Origin of the sequence: Pseudomonas sp. MTM4 (assembly GCF_019355055.1) — a bacterium.
Classification (GTDB): domain Bacteria; phylum Pseudomonadota; class Gammaproteobacteria; order Pseudomonadales; family Pseudomonadaceae; genus Stutzerimonas.
Genome location: NZ_CP048411.1, coordinates 168045 through 191505, shown reverse-complemented (window position 1 = coordinate 191505; position 23461 = coordinate 168045). Strand labels below are relative to the sequence as shown.

19 protein-coding genes are annotated in these 23461 nt (G+C 61.7%); 14 read left to right on the top strand and 5 right to left on the bottom strand.

What is annotated here, in order from left to right; translation table 11 throughout:
- The first annotated feature begins 226 nt into the window (after positions 1–226).
- The 5 genes from GYM54_RS00920 to GYM54_RS00900 all read left to right on the top strand — a co-directional run bounded on the left by GYM54_RS00920 (position 227) and on the right by GYM54_RS00900 (position 3898).
- Positions 227–628: a YqjD family protein gene (locus GYM54_RS00920; RefSeq protein ID WP_131648497.1), complete on the top strand. Its 402-nt coding sequence runs from the start codon at positions 227–229 to the stop codon at positions 626–628.
- A 17-nt stretch (positions 629–645) separates the two neighbouring features.
- Positions 646–1026, top strand: coding sequence for a phage holin family protein (locus GYM54_RS00915; protein WP_131648496.1), 381 nt, complete (start codon positions 646–648; stop codon positions 1024–1026).
- A complete protein-coding gene (locus GYM54_RS00910) occupies positions 1023–1325 on the top strand; it encodes a hypothetical protein (protein ID WP_131648495.1) in 303 nt (100 codons plus the stop codon). Before GYM54_RS00915 ends, GYM54_RS00910 begins: the two co-directional genes overlap by 4 nt.
- A gap of 141 nt (positions 1326–1466) precedes the next feature.
- Complete coding sequence (locus GYM54_RS00905; protein ID WP_197444616.1) at positions 1467–2798, top strand: deoxyguanosinetriphosphate triphosphohydrolase; 1332 nt, start codon at positions 1467–1469, stop codon at positions 2796–2798.
- A 5-nt stretch (positions 2799–2803) separates the two neighbouring features.
- Positions 2804–3898, top strand: a complete 1095-nt coding sequence (locus tag GYM54_RS00900) for an FUSC family protein (protein ID WP_197444780.1) — start codon at positions 2804–2806, stop codon at positions 3896–3898.
- Here the strand turns inward: GYM54_RS00900 and GYM54_RS00895 are convergent.
- The gene (locus GYM54_RS00895) at positions 3888–4232 is read right to left on the bottom strand and encodes a YggL family protein (RefSeq protein WP_197444615.1); all 345 of its coding nucleotides are present in this window, start codon (positions 4230–4232) and stop codon (positions 3888–3890) included. The two genes, GYM54_RS00900 and GYM54_RS00895, sit on opposite strands and share 11 nt — an antisense overlap.
- A gap of 205 nt (positions 4233–4437) precedes the next feature.
- Here GYM54_RS00895 and dacB point away from each other — a divergent pair, with 205 nt between their 5' ends.
- A complete protein-coding gene (gene dacB, locus GYM54_RS00890; RefSeq protein ID WP_197444614.1) occupies positions 4438–5946 on the top strand; it encodes a D-alanyl-D-alanine carboxypeptidase/D-alanyl-D-alanine-endopeptidase in 1509 nt (502 codons plus the stop codon).
- 75 nt (positions 5947–6021) lie between these two features.
- On the opposite strand, the gene rlmKL is transcribed toward dacB, so the two are convergent.
- Positions 6022–8202 carry a bifunctional 23S rRNA (guanine(2069)-N(7))-methyltransferase RlmK/23S rRNA (guanine(2445)-N(2))-methyltransferase RlmL gene (gene rlmKL, locus GYM54_RS00885; protein ID WP_197444613.1) on the bottom strand — a complete coding sequence of 727 codons (2181 nt, stop codon included), beginning with the start codon at positions 8200–8202 and terminating at the stop codon, positions 6022–6024.
- Between the two features lie 342 nt (positions 8203–8544).
- Between rlmKL and rmf the strand changes: the two genes are divergently transcribed.
- Positions 8545–8760: a ribosome modulation factor gene (gene rmf / locus GYM54_RS00880; protein WP_021207445.1), complete on the top strand. Its 216-nt coding sequence runs from the start codon at positions 8545–8547 to the stop codon at positions 8758–8760.
- 89 nt (positions 8761–8849) lie between these two features.
- On the opposite strand, the gene GYM54_RS00875 is transcribed toward rmf, so the two are convergent.
- Together GYM54_RS00875 and GYM54_RS00870 are read right to left on the bottom strand one after the other, a co-directional pair.
- Entirely contained in the window at positions 8850–9890 is a 1041-nt protein-coding gene (locus GYM54_RS00875) for a quinone-dependent dihydroorotate dehydrogenase (protein ID WP_197444612.1), read from the bottom strand.
- A 111-nt stretch (positions 9891–10001) separates the two neighbouring features.
- On the bottom strand, positions 10002–10223 hold the full coding sequence (locus tag GYM54_RS00870; RefSeq protein ID WP_131648488.1) for a DUF2835 domain-containing protein: 222 nt from the start codon (positions 10221–10223) through the stop codon (positions 10002–10004).
- A gap of 167 nt (positions 10224–10390) precedes the next feature.
- Between GYM54_RS00870 and GYM54_RS00865 the strand changes: the two genes are divergently transcribed.
- Positions 10391–11296 (top strand): DUF6685 family protein, encoded by a 906-nt coding sequence (locus GYM54_RS00865; protein ID WP_197444779.1) that lies wholly within the window; start codon positions 10391–10393, stop codon positions 11294–11296.
- Between the two features lie 168 nt (positions 11297–11464).
- Here GYM54_RS00865 and GYM54_RS00860 read toward each other — a convergent pair whose 3' ends face one another.
- Positions 11465–16315, bottom strand: a complete 4851-nt coding sequence (locus GYM54_RS00860; RefSeq protein WP_197444611.1) for an NAD-glutamate dehydrogenase — start codon at positions 16313–16315, stop codon at positions 11465–11467.
- A gap of 281 nt (positions 16316–16596) precedes the next feature.
- On the opposite strand from GYM54_RS00860, the gene GYM54_RS00855 reads away from it, so the two are divergent.
- Genes GYM54_RS00855 through GYM54_RS00830 form a run of 6 tightly spaced genes read left to right on the top strand, consistent with a single transcriptional unit; the run spans position 16597 to position 23361 of the window.
- Entirely contained in the window at positions 16597–17556 is a 960-nt protein-coding gene (locus GYM54_RS00855; RefSeq protein ID WP_131648486.1) for a MoxR family ATPase, read from the top strand.
- Positions 17556–18524 carry a DUF58 domain-containing protein gene (locus GYM54_RS00850; RefSeq protein ID WP_197444610.1) on the top strand — a complete coding sequence of 323 codons (969 nt, stop codon included), beginning with the start codon at positions 17556–17558 and terminating at the stop codon, positions 18522–18524. Before GYM54_RS00855 ends, GYM54_RS00850 begins: the two co-directional genes overlap by 1 nt.
- The gene (locus GYM54_RS00845) at positions 18521–19015 is read left to right on the top strand and encodes a DUF4381 domain-containing protein (RefSeq protein WP_197444609.1); all 495 of its coding nucleotides are present in this window, start codon (positions 18521–18523) and stop codon (positions 19013–19015) included. Before GYM54_RS00850 ends, GYM54_RS00845 begins: the two co-directional genes overlap by 4 nt.
- Positions 19008–20024, top strand: a complete 1017-nt coding sequence (locus GYM54_RS00840; protein WP_197444608.1) for a VWA domain-containing protein — start codon at positions 19008–19010, stop codon at positions 20022–20024. The genes GYM54_RS00845 and GYM54_RS00840 overlap by 8 nt, the downstream gene beginning before the upstream one ends.
- Positions 20021–21745, top strand: coding sequence for a VWA domain-containing protein (locus GYM54_RS00835; RefSeq protein WP_197444607.1), 1725 nt, complete (start codon positions 20021–20023; stop codon positions 21743–21745). The genes GYM54_RS00840 and GYM54_RS00835 overlap by 4 nt, the downstream gene beginning before the upstream one ends.
- Positions 21742–23361 carry a BatD family protein gene (locus GYM54_RS00830; RefSeq protein WP_197444606.1) on the top strand — a complete coding sequence of 540 codons (1620 nt, stop codon included), beginning with the start codon at positions 21742–21744 and terminating at the stop codon, positions 23359–23361. The genes GYM54_RS00835 and GYM54_RS00830 overlap by 4 nt, the downstream gene beginning before the upstream one ends.
- Positions 23362–23461: the final 100 nt, after the last annotated feature.

The following is a 23461-nucleotide window of genomic DNA, read 5'->3' as shown; positions in this document are numbered from 1 at the left end:
GCGGCTACCGCATGCAGATGCAGTAGATAGAAAACCCGCTTCGGCGGGTTTTCTTTTCTCTGACACCCCACGCTACTGCGAAGCTAATTCTGAAACTGGCACGCCGGCCTCATCGATCACCACGCGAATTGACTAACCGAAGCGGGAACCTTGCGCCAGCAGCATGCTCGAAAACTCTAGGCACCGGGACCTGTCGTCCCTGCGCGATTAAAAAGAGGAGCTGCAGATGTCTACCGAATCGACTTTCGGCACCAATGACAACACCCCGATTCCCGACGCAACCACGGGAACTTCCTCACCCCTGTTCGATAAATCCGCACACCGCCGCAATCTTCAGGCCGCTCAGGCTGCGCTCATCGATGAGTTTCATACGTTGATCGGCGATACGGAGCGTCTGCTGAAACATACGCAGGACACCGCAGGCACCCAGACCGAAGAGTTGCGCGGCAAGATCAACGCGAACCTGACCCGCGCCCGGCAGATGCTCAAGGAGCAGGAAGGCTCGCTGCGTGAGCAAGGCCAGGCGGCTATTCAGTGCACCGAGGAATATGTCCACACCCACCCCTGGCAGTCGCTGGGCATCGCGGCTGGGGTCGGCTTTCTCTTCGGCCTGATTACCCGCCGCTGATGTGGGGAACCGATCCAATGGAAACCAAATATTCCGATGAGGCCCCTGCCCCTTCCATCAAAAAGATGGGCAGCGCGCTTGCCGGCCTCATCCAGGGGCATCTGGAGCTTGTCGGAATAGAGCTGCAGGAAGAACGGGTACGGGTCTTCAAACTGTTTCTGCTGGCCAGCATCAGTCTGATACTAGGCTTGCTGATCCTGGTAGGGCTTTCGGCGGCGATCGTGATCGCCTTCTGGGATAGCAACCCTATCGCGGCGATTCTGATTCTCTGTGCGGCATACGCGGTTGTACTAGCGGTATGTATCAGCCGCGCAATCCGCCTCGCCAAGGCGAGCGCTTCGCCCTTCCAGGCGACGGTCGAAGAATTGGCCCGCAATCGGGAGCGTCTACTGCCATGAGCCTGCCTCTCAGTAATTCCAGCGATCTGACCATGCGCAAGGATTTGATCCGGTTGCGCATGGAAATGAACCGGCAACAAATCCTCTACCACTCACAGCCTTTGGCTCACCCATTCCAGCGAATCAAGGGGATGGTGGCGAATAGAGCTACCGGAGCCGATCAGCACATACCAAAAGCACCTCTGATGGTTGCCGCAACCTTGGCCATGACGCTCTTCGGACGTCGTTTGGGGAAAGTTGGCAAACTCGCGCGGCTGGGTCTCCTTCTGTATCCGGTGATTCGCAAGCTGCGGCATTAGTGGTGTGGCAGCGCCTAGCGGTGAGGAAATACGGTAGGCTGCTGCCTGTGCGCGAACACTTCCCCGGCTTGATGCGCTCTCGCTGACGGAATGGCGCCGCTTGGCCTATCGGTCCCACTGACGGCATAACAAGGAGGCTCTTTGGATTGGAACACCCTGCTCAATCGTGAACGGCTCGGGAAATCCGTCCACAGCAATGAAGAACTTGGTCGAAGTCCATTCCACAAGGATCACGACAGGATCATCTTCTCCGGCGCATTCCGCAGGCTTGGTCGCAAGACCCAGGTGCATCCGGTCTCAAGCAACGATCACATCCACACCCGCCTAACCCATTCGCTGGAAGTCAGCTGCGTTGGACGCTCCCTCGGCATGCGCGTGGGTGAAGTGCTGCGTGAAGACCTGCCGGAATGGTGCAGCCCGGCCGATCTCGGCATGGTCATTCAGTCGGCGTGTCTCGCGCATGATATTGGTAACCCGCCGTTCGGTCATTCTGGCGAAGATGCCATTCGCCACTGGTTCCAGCAGGCCGCCGTCCGTGGCTGGCTCGATGACATGAGTGACGCCGAGCGAGCCGACTTTCTCAACTTCGAGGGTAACGCCCAAGGCTTCAGGGTGCTTACACAGCTCGAATACCATCAGTTCGATGGCGGCACCCGACTGACCTACGCAACGCTCGGCACCTACCTCAAGTACCCCTGGACATCGCGCCATGCCGAGGCGCTCGGCTACAAGAAACATAAATTCGGCTGCTACCAGAGCGAGCTGCCCCTGCTCGAGCAGATTGCGTCGAAACTCGGCCTACCGAAGCTGGACGAGCAACGGTGGGCGCGCCATCCATTGGTCTATCTGATGGAAGCGGCGGACGACATCTGCTACGGCCTTATCGATCTGGAAGACGGGCTCGAAATGGACCTGCTCGACTATCCCGAGGTCGAGGCGCTGCTGCTGGATCTGGTGGGCGAGGATCTGCCGGAAACCTACCGGCAGCTCGGTCCTGGCGATTCACGCAGGCGCAAGCTGGCGATCCTCAGGGGCAAGGCTATCGAACACCTCACCAACGCAGCTGCACGCGCCTTTGTCGAACAGCAACCGGCACTACTGGCCGGCCAACTCACCGGGGATCTGGTCGAGCACATGCACGGCCCCGCCAAGCGCTGCGTCGTGCAGGCCAAAGCCTTGGCGCGGCAGAAAATCTTTCAGGACAAACGCAAGACGCTGCATGAAATCGGCGCCTATACGACGCTCGAGATACTGCTCAACGCCTTCTGTGGCGCGGCGCTGGAGCAACACGGCGGGCGCACGCCGTCATTCAAGAATCGCCGCATTTTGGATCTGCTTGGCAGCAATGCTCCAGACCCCGACTGGCCGCTGTATCAATCATTCGTGCGGATGATCGACTTTATCGCCGGCATGACCGACAGCTACGCGACCGAGATGGCCGGCGAAATGACTGGACGCTCGAGCCCGACGTGAGCCAGATGAAAAAACCGTTGTGGAAGGTCGTCGGATGGCAGCCTGGCCGCCCCGCCTGGGGAGCCGCAGCCGTGGCGGGCCTGGGCTGCGCATTGCCGCTTCTGCTCGGCCTGTTCAGCGGCCATCCGGGTTTCCTCTGGGCCACGGTCGGGGCCTTCCAGGCAGCCAAGGCGAATCCGCTACACCGTCTCGGAATGTTGCGAATGCTGTTGCTGATAGCCCTTGGCGCCGGCAGCGCCGGCCTCGGGTTCTGGTCGGCGACTCATCCACTGATCAGCCTCGGCCTGTTCGCCTTTTACGGTCTGTTGTTGGCATGGCTACAACGTTACGGCAGCGAAGCCGGCAAGCTCGGGATCGGCTTGGCCATTTGCCTCTGTCTTGGCCAGGGCCAATACGGCATCAGTGATTTCAACAACCCTCAAGCGATTGCCGCTCTGTTTGCACTGGGCGGTCTCTGGGTCACCCTGCTCGCCTTCGGCTTACGCGGCATGCATGGCTTGCGCATGTGGCCATACATGCCGCGCCTGCTCAGTTTGATGAAGGTGCTGCGACGCCGAGCGCGGCGCACGCCGATTCGCCAGTGGCGACTGCATGCACTCACTTACATGATCGCAGCTGCCGCAGGCGGCCTAATCGTCAACATTGCAGATCTTCCACGAGGCTATTGGCTGACGCTGGCGGTTTTCACCACGCTGCAGATGGATCTGCAACGCAGCCTCGCTCGGGCTTTGCAGGCCGGGGTCGGGATTCTTTGTGCAGCGGCGGTGTTGATCTACATGGGCCACAGCCTGGCCGATCCGCCGATGATGGTCATGATCATGCTGCCGCTGGTCATGCTCAGCCGGGCTTTCCAGGCACATCACTATGGGCTTTTCGTCTTGCAGACGACCCTGAGTTTCCTGTTATTGGCCGAAACCCTGGCGCAAGACTGGGAATTACCACAACTGCGCCTGATCAACGCTGTGATTGGCGTGGGCGTAGCGTTAGCCGTTACGTTGCTGGTGTATTTGCTGCGTAGGCTGTTTGCCCGGATTGCGTTGCGCAAACGCGGGCAAACGGCCACAACCGATCAGGACAAGAACGACTCGATCATGCCTTAGCGTTGATCTCGTTTTCCGGGTACCAGACGTCCATCAGCGGGCTTACGTTGAATTCGGACAACTCGTTGCGCCCTTTGAGCCACGCCTCGACCTGACCGCGCTGCTCTTCGTTGACCGAGCCACGGCTGGCCAGGCAAACGAAACCGTAATCCTCACCACCGATATAGCCCAGACCATTGGCTTCGATGGCCTCGGTCAGAAAGGCTTCGAGGAAATCGTCCACCGCCTTGGCATCAAGACCCTCACCGTAGGTCAGAGTCACTTCAAAACCCAGTTCCTGGAATTCGTCGACACAAAGTTTTTTGCGCAAACGACGCGAGCGATTGGTAGCCATTGAATCGGTCCTTTTTTCTAACGAGATGACGGCGCGCACTCTAACAGCAACGCCGCGCTTGTGCGATTGCATCAGGCCGCACTGCTCATCGTCTTTTTGCTGACTCTCGACATCGCCGTCTACGCTTGTCGGATGAGAAGTACGTCACTTCTCGGTCACGGGCATAATGGCCCGCCATTTTCCCTGAACGTAGTAGGGAACCTCCATGTCATTGATTCTCGCAAGAACTGCCCCAGCCAATCGGGGCAGCGCAATCGGCAGATTTCTAGGCCGTGTCGCCGCCGCCGCACTGACGCTACCGCTGGCATTCCCGGTTTATGCCGAAGCCATCAATCAGACCCTACCGCCGCGCGTCGCGCAGGCACTCAAGGCAAACAAGATCGAGAGCAGCGCGCTGTCCGTCGTCATGCTGCCGCTCAACACCAACGCGACCCCGACGTTCGTGAATGCCGATGTATCGGTAAATCCCGCCTCGACCATGAAACTGGTCACGACCTATGCCGCACTGGAGTTGCTGGGTCCCAATCATCAATGGAAAACGGAATTCCATGCCGATGGCCCAATTGAGAACGGCACGCTCAATGGCAATCTTTATCTCAAGGGCGGCGGCGATCCCAAGCTCAACATGGAGAAGCTCTGGCTCTTGCTACGAGACCTGCGCGTCAACGGCGTGCAGACCGTGACCGGGGATTTGGTGTTGGATCGCAGCCACTTCGTTCAGCCAGCCCTGCCGATCTTCGATGACGACGGCAATGACAAGAACAAGCCCTTCCTGGTCGCACCGGACTCGCTGTTGGTCAATCTCAAGGCGCTTCGCTTCATCGCCCGTAACGATGCCGGCAACGTGAACGTCGTCGTCGAGCCACCGATCGCCTCGGTTCGTATCGACAATCGCATTCAGGCTCTGCCGAAGGCCAAGTGCCCAGGCTGGCCCGATATTCGCTACAACCCGATCGAAGATGCTGAAGGTGTTACGGTCGTCGTCACCGGCAAGCTTCCGGCCGGCTGCAGCGGCCAAACCTATCTGGCGCTACTCGACCATCAACGCTACGCCGCAGGCGCCGTGCGTGCGATCTGGAAGGAGCTCGGTGGCAGCATCCTCGGTGAGGATCGCGTCGCCCCGGTACCCGACGACGCGCGGATGATCGCCCGTGCTTACTCGCCGGATCTAGTCGAGATCATTCGCGACATCAACAAATACAGTAACAACACCATGGCGCGGCAGTTGTTTTTGAGCCTGGGTGCCGAATTTCGCAACGAAACGGACGCGGATGATTCCATGGCCGCGCAGCGGGTGATTCGTCAGTGGCTGGCGAAGAAGGGGCTGATTTCACCGCACCTGGTCATCGAGAACGGCTCAGGCCTGTCGCGTGCCGAACGCGTCAGCGCACGGGAACTGGCGAGCTTGCTCCAGGCTGCATGGCAGAGCCCCTACGCCGCGGAATTCATTTCCTCGATGCCACTCGCAGCGATTGACGGCACCATGCGCAAGCGTCTGCGCAATACTGGCGTCGCCGGCAAAGCACATATCAAGACCGGCACGTTGAACAACGTGCGAGCAATCGCCGGTTATAGCCGCGACAACGATGGCAACACCTGGGCAGTCGTCGCGATTCTCAACCACCCCCGGCCCTGGGGCGCGTCTTCGGTGTTGGACCAGGTACTGGTCAGTCTCTACAACCGCCCAGGCAACGAAAGCACTGCGCAACGTTAACTCGGCGTGCCGGCGGCTGGCACCGCCGGCACGGGCTCGACTGAAACGGCGAGCCGATTACCTTCTGCGAAAGCTTCAACGCGCCTGGAGCTTCCAGGCACGGTGAATCTTGCTGTTGCGACGGAAGTCATCGTCCAACGTGGCACTGGTGATCTCTTCGACGGCGTAGCGCTCGGCGATACCTGCGTCGAGCACGAACTTGCGGAAGTTGTTGGAGAAATACAGCGTGCCGCCTGCTGCCAGCCGCGCCATGGCCAAGTCGAGCAAAGCGATATGGTCGCGCTGGACGTCAAAAACGCCTTCCATACGCTTGGAGTTCGAGAAGGTCGGCGGGTCGATGAAGATCAGGTCGTACTCGCCACGATCCTCTTCCAGCCAAGCCATCACATCGCCCTGCTCCAGACGCTGCCGATCGGACAGGCCGTTGAGCGCCAGATTGCGCCGCGCCCAGTCCAGATAGGTTTTCGACAGATCGACGCTGGTCGTGCTGCGCGCACCGCCCTTGGCCGCATGTACCGTGGCTGTCGCTGTGTAGCAATACAGATTGAGGAAGCGCTTGCCGGCCGCTTCGCGTGCGATGCGCAAGCGCATCGCACGATGATCGAGGAACAGTCCGGTATCGAGATAATCCGTGAGATTGACCAGCAACTTGACGTCACCCTCGCTGACCTCCAAAAACTCTCCTTGGCTGGCCTGGCGTTCGTACTGCCGCGTCCCGCTCTGACGCTCGCGCCGCTTGACCACCACGCGCTCGCGAGAAACGCCCAGTGCCTGCGGGATCGCACTCAGTGCATCGTATAGGCGCGCCTGGGCTTTCTCCGGATCGATCGAGCGCGGCGGCGCATATTCCTGCACATGCACCCAGTCCCCGTACAGATCGATGGCTAGGGCGTATTCGGGCATGTCGGCATCGTATAGCCGATAGCACTGGATGCCCTCCTTACGTGCCCACTTGCCAAGCTGGCGCAGATTTTTCTGCAAGCGGTTGGCGAACATCTGGCCACCCTCGCTGAGGCGCGCCAGTTCCATGGCGGGCTCCTGCTCAGGCTTGTTTTCAGTGGACGCTTTGCGCTGACCAGTGACGAACTGATCCAGCTCGACCTTGATCAGCAATAGCTTGCACGGCAACGCACCGTTCCAGAAGGCGTATTGCTTGTGGCTGCGAATGCCCATGCGCTTGCCGAGATCGGGCGCCGACGTCAGGACCGCAGCCTCCCAACCGAGGCAGGCCTGTCGCAGTCGCTCGCCAAGATTCTGGTAGAGATAGACCAGGCTCGCCTCATCGCCCAAACGCTCGCCATAGGGCGGATTGCAGATCACCAGGCCTTTCTGATTCTGATCGGGCCGGGGCTCGAACGTCGCCACATCGCCTTGATACACACGGATCCAGTTCGCCAGCCCGGCGCGCTCGATATTGTTACGCGCCGGCTGGATTAGCCGCGGGTCCGCCTCGTAGCCACGTATCCACAACGGTTGCCGGGCCATACCCGCCTCGGCCCGCGCCTGCGCTTCGGCATGCAGGCGGTTCCAGATGGCCGGAACGTGGCCAAGCCAGGCGCTGAATCCCCAACGCTCGCGACGCAGGTTCGGCGCGATGTCCGCCGCCATCATGGCGCCCTCGATGAGGAAAGTACCGACGCCGCACATGGGGTCCGTCAGCGCCCCGCCCGCTGCGGCGATGCGTGGCCAGCCAGCGCGGATCAGTACCGCGGCGGCCAGATTTTCCTTCAATGGCGCGGCACCCTGCTGCAGACGATAACCACGCTGATGCAGGCTGTGCCCGGAAAGATCCAGGGAAAGAACCGCCTGACCGCGATCCAGACGTACATGTATGCGCAGGTCCGGATTCAACTTGTCGACGCTAGGGCGCTCGCCAGTGGCCGTGCGAAGGCGATCGACAATCGCGTCCTTGACCTTCAATGCGCCGAAGTGAGTGTTGTCGATCCCCGATCCGTGGCCACTGAACTCGACCGCCAAGCTGCCGCTCGCTTCCAGGTGCTCTGACCAATCGATCCGATGAACGCCGTCATACAGCGTTTCGGCGTTTTCTGTGGCGAAACGATCGATCACCAGCAGCACCCTGTTAGCCAGCCGCGACCAGAGACACAGCCGATACGCTATCTCCATGCCAGCGAACCCGCGGATCGCAGCGGTCTGCTCACGCGCCTCTTCGAGTCCGAGCTCGGTGGCTTCTTCAAGCAGCAGGCCTTCCAGCCCTTTTGGGCATGTGAGGATGAGTTCGTAGCGATCGGTCATGGCATGGTCCAGAGAATGTAGGCGACCGGTGGGGATTCCCGTTCCGGATCTCGTTCGATAGGGGTGCAGTCAGGACTGGCTTACTGCGAATCAGACGCAACGGGGCGCCGGAAAGCTGCGTCTTGCCTGCCTTATGGGCAGCGCTACTGTTTGGTTACCTGCTTATGACAAAACGATCATTCCCGCCTCGGAGCCATTAGGTTAGAACTCGACTCAGCCCGGCATCGCAACGATGTCCGGCAGATGTCCGCCACGCCGGCAGCGGACTTCGCTGGCAGTCTATCTGCCGACCTCGCCATGAGGTCAACAGGAACACCAGTCAACCACTGAGGGCAATACCCAATGAGAAGACTCAAGCGTGATCCGATGGAACGAGCATTTCTACGCGGTTATCAGCATGGCATACACGGTAAATCTCGCGACCTCTGTCCTTTTTCTCATCCCGAAGTACGCCAAGCCTGGATTAACGGCTGGCGGGAGGGTCGCGGCGACAACTGGGATGGTCTGACCGGCGCCGCCGGTCTTCATCGACTGAACGAACTCCACGCGGTCGGCTGACACGATCACACCGACCTCAACTGGCACGCCCCACCCGGGCGGCGGGCTTGAAGCCCGGGCTCCCTCAGGGAGCCCCTCCGGGCAACCAATCAGCGATTCACTTCCTTTCTTGATTGCAACGCGGCGATGGCATCCACCGCCTCGCGTATCAATGCTGGCCCCTTGTAGATGAAGCCCGAATACAGCTGAACGAGGCTCGCTCCGGCTTCGATCTTTTCCGCCGCGTGCCGGCCTTCCGTGATCCCGCCGACCGCAATGATCGGTAGACGACCAGCCAGGGTTTCAGCCAACACCTTGACGGTATGGGTGCTTTTCTCGCGCACCGGAGCCCCCGAAAGCCCACCGGCTTCGTCGGCATGGGCAAGCCCCGCGACGCCTTCACGGCTCAGCGTGGTGTTGGTCGCGATGATCGCGTCCATCCCAGCCTGAAAAACCGCTTCGGCCACCAGCACGGTTTCTTCGTCGCTCATGTCCGGCGCGATCTTGATGGCCAGCGGCACACGCTTGCCATGCAGTATTTCCAAGTCTTCGCGGCGTTGGCGAAGCGCGTCGAGCAGTTGTTTGAGCGAATCACCGAACTGCAGACTGCGCAGTCCCGGCGTGTTGGGGGAACTGACGTTGACGGTGACATAGCTTGCCTGGTGATAAACCTTGTCCAGGCACAGCAGGTAGTCGTCCTGGGCACGCTCGACCGGCGTATCGAAATTCTTGCCGATGTTGATACCCAAAATGCCTTTGAATCGCGCTGCATCGACCCGGTCCAGCAGCGCATCGACCCCATGGTTGTTGAACCCCATGCGATTGATGATGGCTTCGGCCTCAGGCAGGCGGAAGATACGCGGCTTCGGGTTGCCCGGCTGCGGCCTCGGCGTCACGGTACCCACTTCGACGAAGCCGAATCCCAGCTGGGACATTCCGCAGATCGCTTCGCCATTTTTATCCAGTCCGGCCGCCAGCCCCACCGGATTGGGAAAATCCAGGCCCATCACGCGCACCGGCAACGCGGCCGGCGTCTTGTTCAATAGCGCGTTGAGCCCCAGACGACCGCCTGCACCGATAAGATCGAGCGATAATTCATGGGACGTCTCGGGGGTGAACTTGAACAACAGCTGGCGAGCCAGGTTATACATACGCAGCCTAGATCCTGGAAAGTGTGGCGCGGGAGTATAGCAGGCAGGAGGATTCGTCAGCGGGGCGAAACTCAGTTCGACCACACCGCATCGCCCTTATTCGAGCGAGAGTTAATCGAGGCGGCGCAAGCGAATCAGCTGGCCCTCTGGAGCAAATTCCATCTCGAATGAACCAAACACGCCCGCACTTGTCAGAAAGGGTCGCAGATGATGGGCCGGTAAGCTGACATTTCTTCCTTCCCGGCTCTTGATCAGGATGCGATTGGCGCGCCCCTGGTAGACCGCCAACAGTTTTTCGGCGGGCAGCGCGATATCCAGCACGAGGCTTGGCATGGAGGCTCCTCATTGATCAGCTCAGCGATTTTGCAATATTGGCGCCCTGCGGAAGATACATCGCCGGTACCCGAATATCTCATCTTCGAGCAAAAGCTCGGCAAACACGGTGCACGGCCTCGCCCGCTCTGCCACACTTCGACCGTTGCCCCATGCGTTCATCCACAATGATGAGCTTGCCAGAGCCGATGCCACCCGTGACTTCCCGAATCTCCAGATTTGCCCAGCGCCTTGGGCTGACCGGCAAATCGCCGCGCCAGATTCTTGAGCACGCCAGCCAGATCCGATTGCCGTTCGCCCCGCTCTGCGAACCGGCACCGAGCATCTTCTGGAACGACGGACCGTGCCTGCAGCGATTCGTCGATCTCCCGAGAAGCGCCCTGTCCGGCCCGATACAGGAAGACAAGGCCCGAGCTCGCGCGGCTCTGATGCGACTCGTGCGTCAGGAGCAGAGCAGCCATCGGGCAATCGACCTGCGGCAGATCGACGGGCTCGGTGGCCAAAGCGCCGACGGAATGACCTATCCGACGTTCGAAGCCCTGGCTGCCACACCAGCTTGCCGTCAACTCCGCGTGATCAGTTACAAGGATTTCGTTCGGACCATCACCACCGCCCTGCCCGATTTTCTAGCTCGGGCTCCGATCGAGCTTCGTCAGGCCAGTTGGCTGGGCGAGCGCATTTATTGGACGGGCGAGCTCCATGCCGAAGCCTTCGCCTGCGCCATCGCCTATGCGCGACTGCGTGGTCTGGATGTGAGCCTGCCTTGCGAGCTGACCGACTACCGGCTCGACGCGGGCGGGCTGCATGCACTGGATAACGAATATCACGCCGTCACCATGCCAGCGCAGGCCTGGAATGATCGTGAATTCATGGGGCTATTGCTGGAAGCGAAGATCCCATACGCCCGCTTGACGCTCCTGCGCAACGCCAACAACACCGAATTACTCCTGCTGGACAAGCGACAGCCGGCCGCCAATGCGCTCGGCGAAGGACTGAAGCTGGCCGGAGCGCCAGACATGGTGCGTTATCTGCACCACCTGCCACAGATAACCCGTTTCCGCCTCGGCAACTAACCCGTACAAAGCGAACTAAACGTCGCCCTTATAATCACGGCGGCCATTCCATGGACGGGCCGCTGCGTAACCTCGGGCCAATTGCACAACGCGAAACGCCGGTGCACATGACATGCACCGGCGTTTTAACGAGCGCCAGCTACCGGGCTGTCCGGCAGCTGACCGTTACTACGGTTGCGTGCTGTTCAGCGCCAGGTCCTGCAACTCGCGACCGGCGACGGCGTACATTGCGTAGTCGACACTGCTGGCGCCCTGCAACTCGACCAGCATCCGCCGCCAGCGCTGGACCTGATATTCACGCTGCGCCAGCCAGAGTTGAACCCGCGCATCCAGCTCTTCCGGTGCGTCACTCATCTGCAGCACCGACACCGTGATCGCACGCTGCTGAGCATCGAGATCATCGCGGAAACTTTCCCGCGCCAGCGCCTGCCAGTTGTTCTCGACCGGAAGCGCGGTGATCTGCTGCAGATACCAGGGCAACTCCAGCGCGCCGCCGACGGCAAAATAGGCCGCGGCGACATCAGCCGGCGGCTGACCGGTCTTGTCGGCGGCTTCGAGGATTGGCAACAAGGTGTACAGGTGGTTGGTGCCAGCCACCATCCGCGCCAGCAGCTCAGGGACGCCTGCCTCGGTGTAACGCTCGTAACGGCCCTGCCACAACTCACGCGTACCGCCTTGCAGCAGCGCGTCGAGCTTCAGGCCAAGCGCCGCCACACGCGGCCCGAAATGAGCGATGTCACGCGCCGCGTCCAGCTCGTTGCGACGGTTGCGCAGGAACCAGCGGGTCGCACGGCGGCCCAGACGCATGAGTTCATTCATCAGATTGAGCTGCAGCTCGGCCGGCACCTTGTAATCCAGCGCTTCGATCTGGCGGAACCAGTGCGGTAGATGGAAAATGTCGCGCACGATCACATAGGCGCCAGCGACGTTCGCGGCGCTCAGGCCGGTGGCCTCTCTGAGGCGCTGCACGAATGTGATGCCCATGTTGTTGATCAGGTCGTTGGCGATCTGCGTGCTGACAATCTCGCGCTTGAGACGATGCTGCAGCATCGGCTGACGATAACGCTCGCTCAGCAGTTGCGGGAATGCGCTTTCCATCTCTCTCGCCAGATAGGCATCGTCCGGCACGCGTGACTGCAGCAGCGCTTCCTTCAGATCGATCTTGCTGTACGAAATGAGCACCGACAGCTCGGCACGCGTCAGGCCCTTGCCCTGGTTCGCGCGCTCGGCCAGGGCCTCGTCGCTCGGTAGGAACTCCAGCGCGCGATCCAGCAACCCATCGGCTTCAAGGCCGGTAATCAACCGCTTGTACTCACTGCCACCTTCACGGGCACGGTGCTGCGCTTGCGACAGCGCCTGGGTCTGCTTGTAGTTGTCATGCAACACCAGCTCGGCCACCGCATCGGTCATCTCGAACAGCAGCTGATCGCGCTGCTTGCCGGTCATGTCGCCGGCGCTGACGATCTCATTGAGTAGGATCTTGATGTTTACCTCATGGTCGGAGCAGTTGACCCCACCGGCGTTGTCGATGAAGTCGGTATTCGAGGCACCACCGTGCAGGCCATATTCGACCCGCCCCAGTTGCGTGACACCCAGGTTGCCGCCTTCGCCAATCACTTTGGCCCGCACTTCGTTACCGTTGACGCGCAGCACGTCGTTGGCCTTATCGCCGACATCGGCGTGGCTCTCCATGCTGCTCTTGATGTAGGTACCGATACCACCGTTCCAGAGCAGATCAACCGGCGCCTTGAGCAATGCATGGATCAATTCGGCGGGTGTGAGCTGATCCGCGGCGATATCGAAACGCGCTTTCATCTGCGGAGTGATCGCGATGCGCTTGGCGGACCTAGAAAAAACGCCGCCGCCCGCTGAAATCAGCGAGACATCGTAATCGGCCCAAGACGAGCGCGGCAGATCGAACAGACGCTTGCGCTCGATGAAGCTGCGCGCCGCATCCGGATCGGGGTCGATGAAGATATGCAGGTGGTTGAACGCTGCGACCATTTGCAGGGTTTCGGACATCAGCAAGCCGTTGCCGAAAACGTCACCGGCCATGTCGCCGATGCCTATCACGCTGACCGGGTCGCGCTGAACGTCGATGCCGCGTTCGCGAAAATGCCGCTGCACCGAGACCCAGGCGCCCCTGGCGGTGATCCCCATTTTCTTGTGGTCGTAACCCGCCGAGCCGCCGGAGGCGAAGGCATCGCCCAGCCAGAAGTCATAGTCGGCGGCGATGCCGTTGGCGATGTCGGAAAATGTCGCGGTGCCCTTGTCGGCCGCTACCACCAGATAGGGATCGTCTTCGTCATAACGCAACACGTTGACCGGCGGGACGACGTTGCCGTCCTTGAGGTTGTCGGTGATATCCAGCAAGCCGCTGATGAAAATTCGGTAGCAGGCGATTCCTTCGGCCAACACCTCGTCGCGTGAGCCACTTGTCGGCAGCCGGCGCGGAACGAAGCCCCCCTTGGCGCCGCCCGGCACGATGATCGCGTTTTTCACCTGCTGCGCCTTCACCAAGCCCAGCACCTCGGTGCGGTAATCCTCTTCACGATCCGACCAGCGCAGCCCACCACGCGCCACCTTGCCGCCACGCAGATGCACGCCTTCGACCCGAGGCGAGTAGACGAAGATCTCGAATTTCGGTGCCGGCCGCGGCATTTCCGGAATCGAGCGGGGATCGAGCTTGAAGCTGAAGTAGCTCTTCAGTTTGCCGCTGGCATCGGTCTGGTAGAAGTTGGTCCGCAGCGTCGCCTTGATCAGGGCCAGGTAGCGCCGCAGGATGCGGTCCTCGTTCAGTACCGCGACATCATCCAGCGCGGTGACAATGGCCTGTTCCAGGCGTGCCTGCTTGTCGGCCAGATCCTCTTCTCCGAGCTTGCGCGCCAGATAGAAGCGCATCTTGAACAGGCGCACCAGCTCACGGGCGATGTCGGTGTGATTGAGCAATGCGCTGGCGATGTAACCCAGATCGAAGCCCATGCGGATCTGCTTGAGATAGCGCCCATAGGCGCGCAGTAGCGCCACCTCACGCCAGGTCAGGCCGGCTGTCAGCACCAGTCGGTTGAAGGCATCGTTTTCAGCCTGGCCGTTGTGGATAGCAATGAAGGCATCCTGCAGCGGCTCGTTGATCTCCATCAGGTCGATTTCCAGACCTTCGGCGTAGGTAAAGGCGAAATCGTGAATCCAGTATTCGCGCCCACCCTTGTGCCGCAGATGGAAGGGGAACTCGCCAAGCACCCGCAAGCCTAGGTTTTCCAGGATGGGCAGCATGTCCGACAGCGGCAGCGGCGTGTTCAGGTGGTAGAGCTTGCAGTGCAGGCGATTCTCGGCGGCGGTGATCGGTTGGTAGAAGCTCATCACCAGCGGCCGCTCTTCGCTCAGGCTCAGCACGTGCTGCATGTCGACCGCAGCCGAATGCGGCGCGAAGCGTTCGCGGTAACCGGCCGGGAAACCCCGAGGGAAATCAGCGAGGATGCCGGTGCCCTGCCCCTCGCCGAAGCGCTCGACCACCACGCTGGAGTAGTCGTCCTGCCAGGTACGACAGGCCTGCACGACTTCCCGCTCCAGTTGCGCCGCGTCGAACTGCACCTGCTTGTTCGGATCCACACGCAGCAGGAACTGCACGCGAATCAGCACGGATTCGGAGAAGTACGTGGAGAACTCGCAGCCGCTGGCTTCCAGCCGATCCATCAGCACCTGCTGGATGCGCAACCGCGTTTCGGTCGAATAGCTGTCACGCGGGACGTAGGCCAGGCAGTAGCAGAAACGGCCATAAGGGTCGGTGCGCAGGAACAGCCGCAGCTTGTTCCGCTCCTGGATCTGCACGATGGCGATCGCGGTGTCGAACAGCTGATCGAGCGTCATCTGGAACAGCTCATCGCGCGGCAGCACTTCGAGCACCTGGATAAGCTCCTTGGCCAGATGCGCCGAATCGTCGAAGTGAGAGCGCTCGACCACTTGCGCGACCTTGCTGCGGATATAGGGAATCCGCCGCACGCTCTGGGTGTAGACCGAGGAGGTGAACAGCCCGAGGAAACGACATTCCTTGACTACCCGCCCCTGCTCGTCGAACTCACGGATGGAAACGAAATCGGGATAGGCCGGGCGATGCACTCGGCTCGGCGTCGCCGCCTTGGCGAACGACAGCAGTAGCGGCTCGCGTAAATAGGCCAGGGCCGGCGACATGATCAGCTGATCGCTTTCCTCCAACCCGGTGCGCAGCGTGCGTGACAAGCCCAGCAGTGACGACTCGTCATAGACGATGCGCCCGCCGTCACCCTGATCCACCACGGTGAATTCTTCATAGCCGAGGAAGGTGAAGTGGTCATCGGCGAGCCAGCGCATGAAATCCATGATTTCCGCCAGCTGCCCGTCGCCGGCCTGCTGCGGCAATGCGCTCAGCCGGGCGTAATGCTCCTCGGCCTTGGCCTTCATGGGCGGGAAGTCGCTTACGGTAATACGCACGTCGGCGAGCACGGCATGCAGCGACTGCTCCAGTTCGCGCAAGGCAGCGGCACTGGCGCAGCGGTCTATTTCGACGAAAATCAACGACTCGGCCTGACTGTCCTCGGCAGAGCGCCCTTTAGGCAGCAGCTCGATCAGACTGCCATCGGCGTTCCGGCGAACCTGCAGCACGCTGTTCTGCAGCGTATGAATCGCATAACCGCGACGGGTCAGCTCCATCCGTACCGAGTCCACCAGGAACGGCATATCCGGATGCAGCACCTCGACCACGCTATGGGTCGACTGCCAACCGTGCTTCTCGTAGTCAGGATTGAAGACATGAACTTCCGGGCTGGCCGGATCGAAACGCTCCAACAGACGCCAACTGGCAAGTGTCGAGCCGACGAGATCGGTCATGCGTCGCTGGGTGAGTTCGGGCAGGGCGACAATTCCGAAGAACTGCTCGGCGAAAAGTCCCACTTGTGGCAGGAGTCTCTCGTCGACATGCTGCGCCAGGGCCACTTGCAGTTGTTGCTGAAAGTCGGCTTTGCTGGCAGCGGTAAAGAACGCCATTGGTTCGCTCCATTCTGGCTTGAGATTCAGTTAAGGCCGTCGCGGCACCAAACTGGCGACGCAACGTTCTAGTTCAACGGTAGTCCAGCAGACGAGGATTGCATCAATGCCAGCCTGCTCTGACCCGGCGAGCCCAGGCTCTGCCAGGCTGTCTCCAATGCGTTGGTACCTCCTGAGGCGACGAAGTTGCCGAGCCGCGCATAGCTCGCTCCCCGGCAAATGAATTAAAGTCGCGACGTCGAGCGCCCCCGCCCCGACATTCCCAGCAGAAGAGCTCAGCGATGGTCCACCGTGAAGCAATAGTCGCCTTGCGACAGTTCCTTTCAACCCAGATTCTCGGCCAGGAAAGGCTGATCGAGCGGCTGCTGATCGCCTTGCTGGCCGACGGGCATCTGCTCGTCGAAGGCGCTCCGGGCCTGGCCAAAACCCGCGCGATCAAGGAACTGGCCGGTGGCCTGGAGGCCGAATTCCATCGCATTCAGTTCACGCCTGATCTGCTTCCGGCCGACATCACCGGCACGGAAATCTACCGCCCGGAAACCGGCAGCTTCGTTTTTCAGCAGGGCCCGATCTTTCACAATCTGGTGCTGGCCGACGAAATCAATCGCGCCCCGGCAAAGGTCCAGTCGGCGCTGCTCGAAGCCATGGCCGAGCGCCAGGTCAGCGTTGGCCGCAGCACCTACGATCTATCGCCACTGTTTCTAGTGATGGCCACGCAGAACCCCATCGAGCAGGAGGGCACTTACCCGCTGCCGGAAGCACAGCTCGACCGCTTCCTGATGCACGTGAAGCTGGGCTTTCCCGATGCCTCGGTGGAGCGCCGCATCCTTCAGCAGGCCCGTGGCGAGGCCATCAACGGCGAAACCCCTCCGGAACACCGCGTCTCGCAGCAAGCCATCTTCGCTGCGCGCAAGGAAATTCTTGGCCTGTACATGGCCGATGCGGTGGAGGAATACCTGGTGCAGCTGGTCATGGCGACCCGAACGCCCGCCAAGTTCGATGCCGAGCTGGCCGGCTGGATCGCTTATGGCGCCAGTCCGCGCGGCTCGATCTCGCTGGACCGCTGCGCCCGCGCCCATGCCTGGCTGGCCGGCCGCGACTTCGTCAGCCCGGAAGACATTCAGGCCATGCTGTTCGATGTACTGCGCCACCGATTGATCCTCTCGTTCGAAGCAGAAGCCGCCGGCATCGATCAGGATCGAGTGCTGCAACGCATCCTCGACGTGGTCGCGGTGGCCTGATGCAACCCTCGCTATCGCCTGGCAGCGACGCGACGCACTCGCCTGACGCGGGCATTCGCGTGAGCCTGGCCGAGCTGATCGACATGCGTCACCGCGTCAGGGAAGTCCCGCTGTTCTCCAGCCCGCATCGACGCAGCTCGCTGGTCGGCCTGCATCACTCCAAGCTCCGCGGGCGCGGCGTAGATTTCGACCAGGTGCGCATCTATCAGGCGGGCGACGACGTGCGCACCATCGACTGGCGGGTAACGGCGCGTACTCAGGAGCCCCATACCAAGCTGTTCCACGAGGAGCGCGAACGGCCCATTTACATCCTTGTAGAACAGAGCCCCCGGTTGTTCTTCGGCAGCGGTCTGGCCTTCAAATCGGTACTGGCCGCCCAGGCTGCCAGCCTTGTCGGCTGGGCCGCGCTGAGTCACAACGACCGCGTCGGCGGCTTGGTTTTTGGCTGTGGCGAGCAGCACGAGGTAAAGCCTCGGCGCAGCAAGCAGAGCCTGTTGCAGCTGCTCGATCGTCTGGCCCGCGCCAACGCCAACCTGAATACCGACCAGAATTGCGAAGCCGACGCCTTCGGCATGGCCCTCAGGCGCGCCCGCGAAGTGCTGCGTCCCGGCAGCCTGGCGGTGATCGTCTGCGATGAGCGCACCCTGAGCGATGCCGCCGAACAACAGCTGACCTTGCTGGCCCGCCATGTCGACCTGTTGCTGATTCCGGTGTTCGATCCGCTCGACCATGCCCTGCCCGCTGCCGGTCTGCTGCGCTTCGCCCAGTCCGGCGCACGGCTGGAGCTGGACAGCCACGACGCCGCCATACGCCAGGCCTACCGGAGCCAGGGCGAAGCTCGCACCGCTCGGTGGCGCCGCCTGGCAGATCGCCTGCGATTGCCGTTGATGCCGCTCGACGCCCAGCGCGAGTTGATCGAACAGCTGCGTGAACACCTCAGCGTGCAGCATCCGGGGGCGCCCCGATGAGTTCGCTCGATCAACTCGAGCCCCTTATGGCTCCTGCTCCGATAAGCGCCTGGCCGCCCGCGCCCGGCTGGTGGTTTCTCGCCGCATTGCTGCTCAGCCTCGTTCTGCTCGTACGCCTACGCCCCTGGCAGCGTTGGAAGCGAGACGACACGAACGAAGCCGAGCCGCCACTCGAACCTCAACGACAGATCGCCCTCGACGAACTTGCACAGCTGAACAAACCCTACGGAGGCCAGCCCGCCAACCAATGGCTGCAGCAGCTCAACGCGCTGCTCAAGCGCCTCTGCCGAACCCGTTATCCGGGCGATCACCCGCATACGCTCAGCGGGCGCGCCTGGCTGGCGTTTCTCGACAACCGCTGCCCGGCGGCTGGTCTGACGCGCTGGATGGTGCTGGTCGAAGGCGTCTATCGCGCCGAATGCCGACTGGACGACAAGGCCATCCAAGGACTAGAGCAGGCTGTGCAAATCTGGATTCGCAAACATGTTTGATCTTGCATGGCCGTGGGTCTTCCTGCTGCTGCCGCTGCCCTGGGTGCTGCGCTGGCTGTTGCCCGCAGCCGACAGTGGCGATGCGGCCTTGAAGGTCAGCTTTCTCGACGACCTGGAGGCACTGGCCGGTCACCGCGCCATGGTCACGCTGCCGGCGTGGCGCCAGCAACTTCCGTATCTGCTGGTCTGGTTGCTGCTGCTGTTCGCCGCTGCCAGGCCGCAATGGCTCGGCGAGCCGTTACCGCTGCCCACCAGTGGCCGCGACCTGCTACTGGCGGTGGATGTTTCCGGATCGATGGACTACCCCGACATGCAATGGCAGGGCGAGGAAATCAGCCGACTCGAACTGGTCAAGCACCTGCTCGGGGACTTCATCATCGAGCGGCGCGGCGACCGCGTCGGACTGATCCTGTTCGGCAGCCAGGCCTATTTGCAGGCTCCGCTGACCTTCGACCGGCAAACCGTGCGCACCTGGCTCGACGAGGCGGCCATCGGCATCGCCGGCGGCAACACGGCGATTGGCGATGCCATAGGTCTGGCCATCAAACGGCTGCGTGAGCGCCCAGCGGACAGCCGGGTGCTGGTATTGATCACCGACGGCGCCAACAACGGCGGCGAGATCGAGCCGCTGCTGGCCGCTCGCCTGGCTGCGACGCAAGGCATCAAAGTGCATACCATTGGCATCGGCGCCGACGCGGAAAGCGGCGGCGTGCTGCAGCATTTCGGCTTCAATGTCGGTGCCGAACTGGACGAACCGACGCTGCGGGCAATCGCTGAACAAACCGGTGGCGAATACTTTCGCGCACGTTCGAGCAGTGAATTAGCAGCCGTCGGCACGGCACTCGATCAGCTCGAACCCGCCGCGCAACAACCAACCCAGGCACGCGTCGCCGATGCGCTCTATGTCTGGCCATTGTCCGCCGCTTTGCTGATCAGCCTGCTGCTGGTGGCCAACAGTCTCTGGCATTCCTCACTGCAACGCCTGTTCTGGCGTGGAGAACGGCCGTGATGGAGTTTCTGCCGCAGCTGCTTCGACCCTTCTGGTTATTGATTCTGCCGCTGCCGATCTGGCTGCTGTGGCGGCTCTGGCATCGCCAGCGGCAGATCGGCCGCTGGCAACGCCTGTTGCCCGAAGCATTCCATGCCGCCTTGCTGACCCGCGGCAGGCTGCGCAACAGCCGACGCCCCTGGCTGGTGCTCGGCGCGGCCTGGCTGCTTGCCTGTCTGGCGCTGCTCGGACCGAGTTGGCAGCAGGCCGAGCAGCCGAGCCTGTCGCGTGCCGATCCGCTGGTGGTGCTGCTCGACACCACGCCTGCCATGCTCGCCGCCGACGTTCGGCCCACCCGCCTGGAACAGGCCAAACACGAGATTCTCGATCTGTTGCAGACCCGCCAGGACGCACAGACCGCACTGGTGGCATTCGCCGGCAGCGCTCACACGCTGGTGCCACTGACCAACGATATCGCCACGACCCAGAACCTGCTGGATGCCCTCCAGCCCGAGCTGATGCCGGAGCCAGGTCACCGAGCGGATTTGGCCGTTGCTCATAGCATCGACTTGCTCGCTCAGGGTGGCCATGAACGTGGTCGGTTGCTGCTGATCGGTAGCCAGCTGGATGAACGGGAGCGATCCGCGATCGCCACGCTGCTGGAGGACAGTTCCGTGCAGCTGCTGATACTGGGCATCGGCACCGAGCAAGGCGCGCCGATCGCCCGCGAAGACGGCAGTTTTCTAAAAGATGACAGCGGCGCCATTCTGATTCCAAGGCTCGATGACAGTGGTTTGCGCCGCTTCGCCAGCGAAATCGGCGGGCGCTATCAGCAGTCGCGGCTCGATGAAAGCGACTTGCATGCACTGGGATTACTGGCGCGCACCGGCGAGATCGTGACACGAGACGACACCACACGCCTCAGCGCCTGGCTGGATCAGGGACATTGGCTGCTGCTGCCGCTGCTGTTGCTGGCCGCCTGTGCCGGTCGCCGCGGCTGGTTGTTCTGTCTGCCGCTGATCGTCTTCATGCCGCAACCGGCCAGCGCATCGGGCATGCAAGATCTGTGGTCGCGCCCGGATCAGCAAGGCATGCACCTGCTCGAATCCGAACGTCCCGCCGAAGCCGCAGAGCGCTTCGAAAACCCGCAATGGCGAGGCTACGCTCTTTACCAGGCCGACGATTTTGCCGGTGCCGCCGAGCAGTTCGGTAAGGGCGATACTGCCGCGGACCATTACAACCGGGGTAACGCACTGGCGCGCAACGACGAGCTGGAAGCGGCGATCGAAGCCTATGATCAAGCATTGGCGCTCGACCCGGCGCTGGAACACGCCCAACGCAACAAGTCCACCGTCGAAGAAATCCTGCGCCAGCGCCAGCAACAGGCGCAGCAGGAGAAAGCCCCTGACGACCAGCATGTCCAGGATGCGTCGCCCGATGCCGAGCAAAAGCCTTCGACCAGCGGCTCGGCGGCCAGTCGACCCGAAGCCACCGAGCAGGTCGACGCGGATGAAGCCAGCAACGACGGCGAAAACGCAAACACCACACCCGCCGCGACGCCCGAACCGATAGAGCAGAGCGAGACGGATGAGTTACTTGCTCAGTCTCAGGACGGCTCGCTCGATCCCGAGCAGGATCAGGCGATGGACCAATGGCTGCGCAAGATTCCCGACAACCCCGGCGAGTTGCTGCGCCGCAAATTCCTCTACGAACAACGCAAGCGCCAGGAAACGATTAGATGACGCGGCTGATGACACTGGTGTTTTTGCTCCTGCTCGGCTGCCAGGCGAGCGCCGCTGCGCTGGTCGCTCGGGTCGATCGCACCCAGCTGAGCCTGGATGAAACCGTCGAGTTGACGCTCGAGACTGGGGATATCACGGCCTTCGGCAGACCGAACCTGCAGCCACTCGATGGCTTGTTCAAAGTCTTCGACAGCCGCCAGGTCAACCAGCTGTCCGGTGCCAACGGCGAGGCGCGCACCATCACGCAGTGGCTGATCACGCTTCAGCCGTTGCAGACCGGCTACGTGGTGATTCCGCCATTGCAGCTGGGCGACTGGCGCAGCGAACCCATCACGCTGCATGTCAGCGAGCCCGGGAACGAAGGCAGCGACACGCTGGCGCCAATATTCATCGACTCCAGCCTCGACCAGGACAGCGTCTACGTCCAGGCGCAGGTGGTGCTGACCCTGCGCATCTACCATTCCGTGTCGCTTTACGATGACAGCACGCTATCGCCCTTGCAGATGAGCGATGCGTTGGTCGAGCGACTCGGCGAACCACGCACTTATGAAAAAGATATCAACGGCATTCGCCACGGCGTGATCGAGATCCGCTATGCGCTGTTCCCGCAGAAAAGCGGCACGTTGAGCATTCCCGCGCAGCTGTTCAGTGCGACCACCGTGGCGTCGAACGGTGCCTTTTACGGCTCTCGCTTCGGCAAGTCCACCCAGGTCAAATCTCCTGAGATTCCTCTGGAGGTCAAAGCCAAGCCGGCCGAATATCCCGCCGATGCGCCCTGGCTTCCGGCGACAAATCTGACCCTGGTCGAAGCCTGGAGTCCGCAACCGCAGGACGCACAGCTGGGAGAGGCCCTGACGCGCAGCCTGATGCTGAAGGCCGAAGGCCTGTCCAGCACCCAGTTGCCTCCGCTCGAATCGCCGCCGGTGGCTGGACTTCGGCGTTATCCCGACCAGCCAAGCCTGAACGACGAGGTCACTGACAAGGGCGTCAGCGGCAGCCGTGAGCAGCGCGAGGCGCTCGTTGCGACAGGCGCCGGAGAATATGTACTGCCAAGCGTAGAGCTGGTCTGGTGGAACACCGTCGAAGATCGCCTGGAGCGCAGCACCTTGCCCGAGCGGGCACTTCAGGTATCAGAAAACCCCGAGTTTCAACATGCACCGATCGAGCATCCAGACATGCCTCAGGCGCAGACCGAAACACGGCTATGGCCGTGGCAGCTGAGCAGTGCAGTGCTGGCCCTGACCACCCTGCTCGGCTTCGGCCTGTGGTTGCGGGCACGCAGCCAGCCGGCGGTGATCCGCACGGTGCAGAGCGGTCCGACACCGCGCAGCCTGCTCGACGATCTCAAGCGCGCCTGTCTGGCCAACGACACCCAGGCGACCCGCCACGCGCTCGATGCCTGGGCACGTCAGCAACCCGAGACGCTGGCGGACATGGCCGCACGCTTCGTCCCGCTGTCCGATGCGCTGGATGGCTTGAACGGCGCGCTCTACAGCGAGACCGGTCAGCGCTGGCAAGGCGAGGCGCTATGGCAGGCCATCCAGAATCTGCCGACTGCTCAACCGACCGCCACCGAGACGGAAGCCGGCGCATTGCCGCCGTTGTATCCGCGCTAAAGCTCGCAGAGCAGCAGTTAACGTATGGCCCGCGTCTGAACCGAGCCGGGCAGGTCGTCATTCCCTTTGGCATGTGGCTTGCTTCGTCAGGCACATGATC

What these genes read in the sequence shown, in the direction of transcription:
- GYM54_RS00920 (WP_131648497.1), top strand. Translation starts at nt 227, where the DNA reads ATGTCTACCGAATCGACTTTCGGCACCAATGACAACACCCCGATTCCC.
- GYM54_RS00915 (WP_131648496.1), top strand. Translation starts at nt 646, where the DNA reads ATGGAAACCAAATATTCCGATGAGGCCCCTGCCCCTTCCATCAAAAAG.
- GYM54_RS00910 (WP_131648495.1), top strand. Translation starts at nt 1,023, where the DNA reads ATGAGCCTGCCTCTCAGTAATTCCAGCGATCTGACCATGCGCAAGGAT.
- GYM54_RS00900 (WP_197444780.1), top strand. Translation starts at nt 2,804, where the DNA reads ATGAAAAAACCGTTGTGGAAGGTCGTCGGATGGCAGCCTGGCCGCCCC.
- GYM54_RS00895 (WP_197444615.1), bottom strand. Translation starts at nt 4,232, where the DNA reads ATGGCTACCAATCGCTCGCGTCGTTTGCGCAAAAAACTTTGTGTCGAC.
- dacB (WP_197444614.1), top strand. Translation starts at nt 4,438, where the DNA reads ATGTCATTGATTCTCGCAAGAACTGCCCCAGCCAATCGGGGCAGCGCA.
- rlmKL (WP_197444613.1), bottom strand. Translation starts at nt 8,202, where the DNA reads ATGACCGATCGCTACGAACTCATCCTCACATGCCCAAAAGGGCTGGAA.
- rmf (WP_021207445.1), top strand. Translation starts at nt 8,545, where the DNA reads ATGAGAAGACTCAAGCGTGATCCGATGGAACGAGCATTTCTACGCGGT.
- GYM54_RS00875 (WP_197444612.1), bottom strand. Translation starts at nt 9,890, where the DNA reads ATGTATAACCTGGCTCGCCAGCTGTTGTTCAAGTTCACCCCCGAGACG.
- GYM54_RS00870 (WP_131648488.1), bottom strand. Translation starts at nt 10,223, where the DNA reads ATGCCAAGCCTCGTGCTGGATATCGCGCTGCCCGCCGAAAAACTGTTG.
- GYM54_RS00865 (WP_197444779.1), top strand. Translation starts at nt 10,391, where the DNA reads ATGATGAGCTTGCCAGAGCCGATGCCACCCGTGACTTCCCGAATCTCC.
- GYM54_RS00860 (WP_197444611.1), bottom strand. Translation starts at nt 16,315, where the DNA reads ATGGCGTTCTTTACCGCTGCCAGCAAAGCCGACTTTCAGCAACAACTG.
- GYM54_RS00855 (WP_131648486.1), top strand. Translation starts at nt 16,597, where the DNA reads ATGGTCCACCGTGAAGCAATAGTCGCCTTGCGACAGTTCCTTTCAACC.
- GYM54_RS00850 (WP_197444610.1), top strand. Translation starts at nt 17,556, where the DNA reads ATGCAACCCTCGCTATCGCCTGGCAGCGACGCGACGCACTCGCCTGAC.
- GYM54_RS00845 (WP_197444609.1), top strand. Translation starts at nt 18,521, where the DNA reads ATGAGTTCGCTCGATCAACTCGAGCCCCTTATGGCTCCTGCTCCGATA.
- GYM54_RS00840 (WP_197444608.1), top strand. Translation starts at nt 19,008, where the DNA reads ATGTTTGATCTTGCATGGCCGTGGGTCTTCCTGCTGCTGCCGCTGCCC.
- GYM54_RS00830 (WP_197444606.1), top strand. Translation starts at nt 21,742, where the DNA reads ATGACGCGGCTGATGACACTGGTGTTTTTGCTCCTGCTCGGCTGCCAG.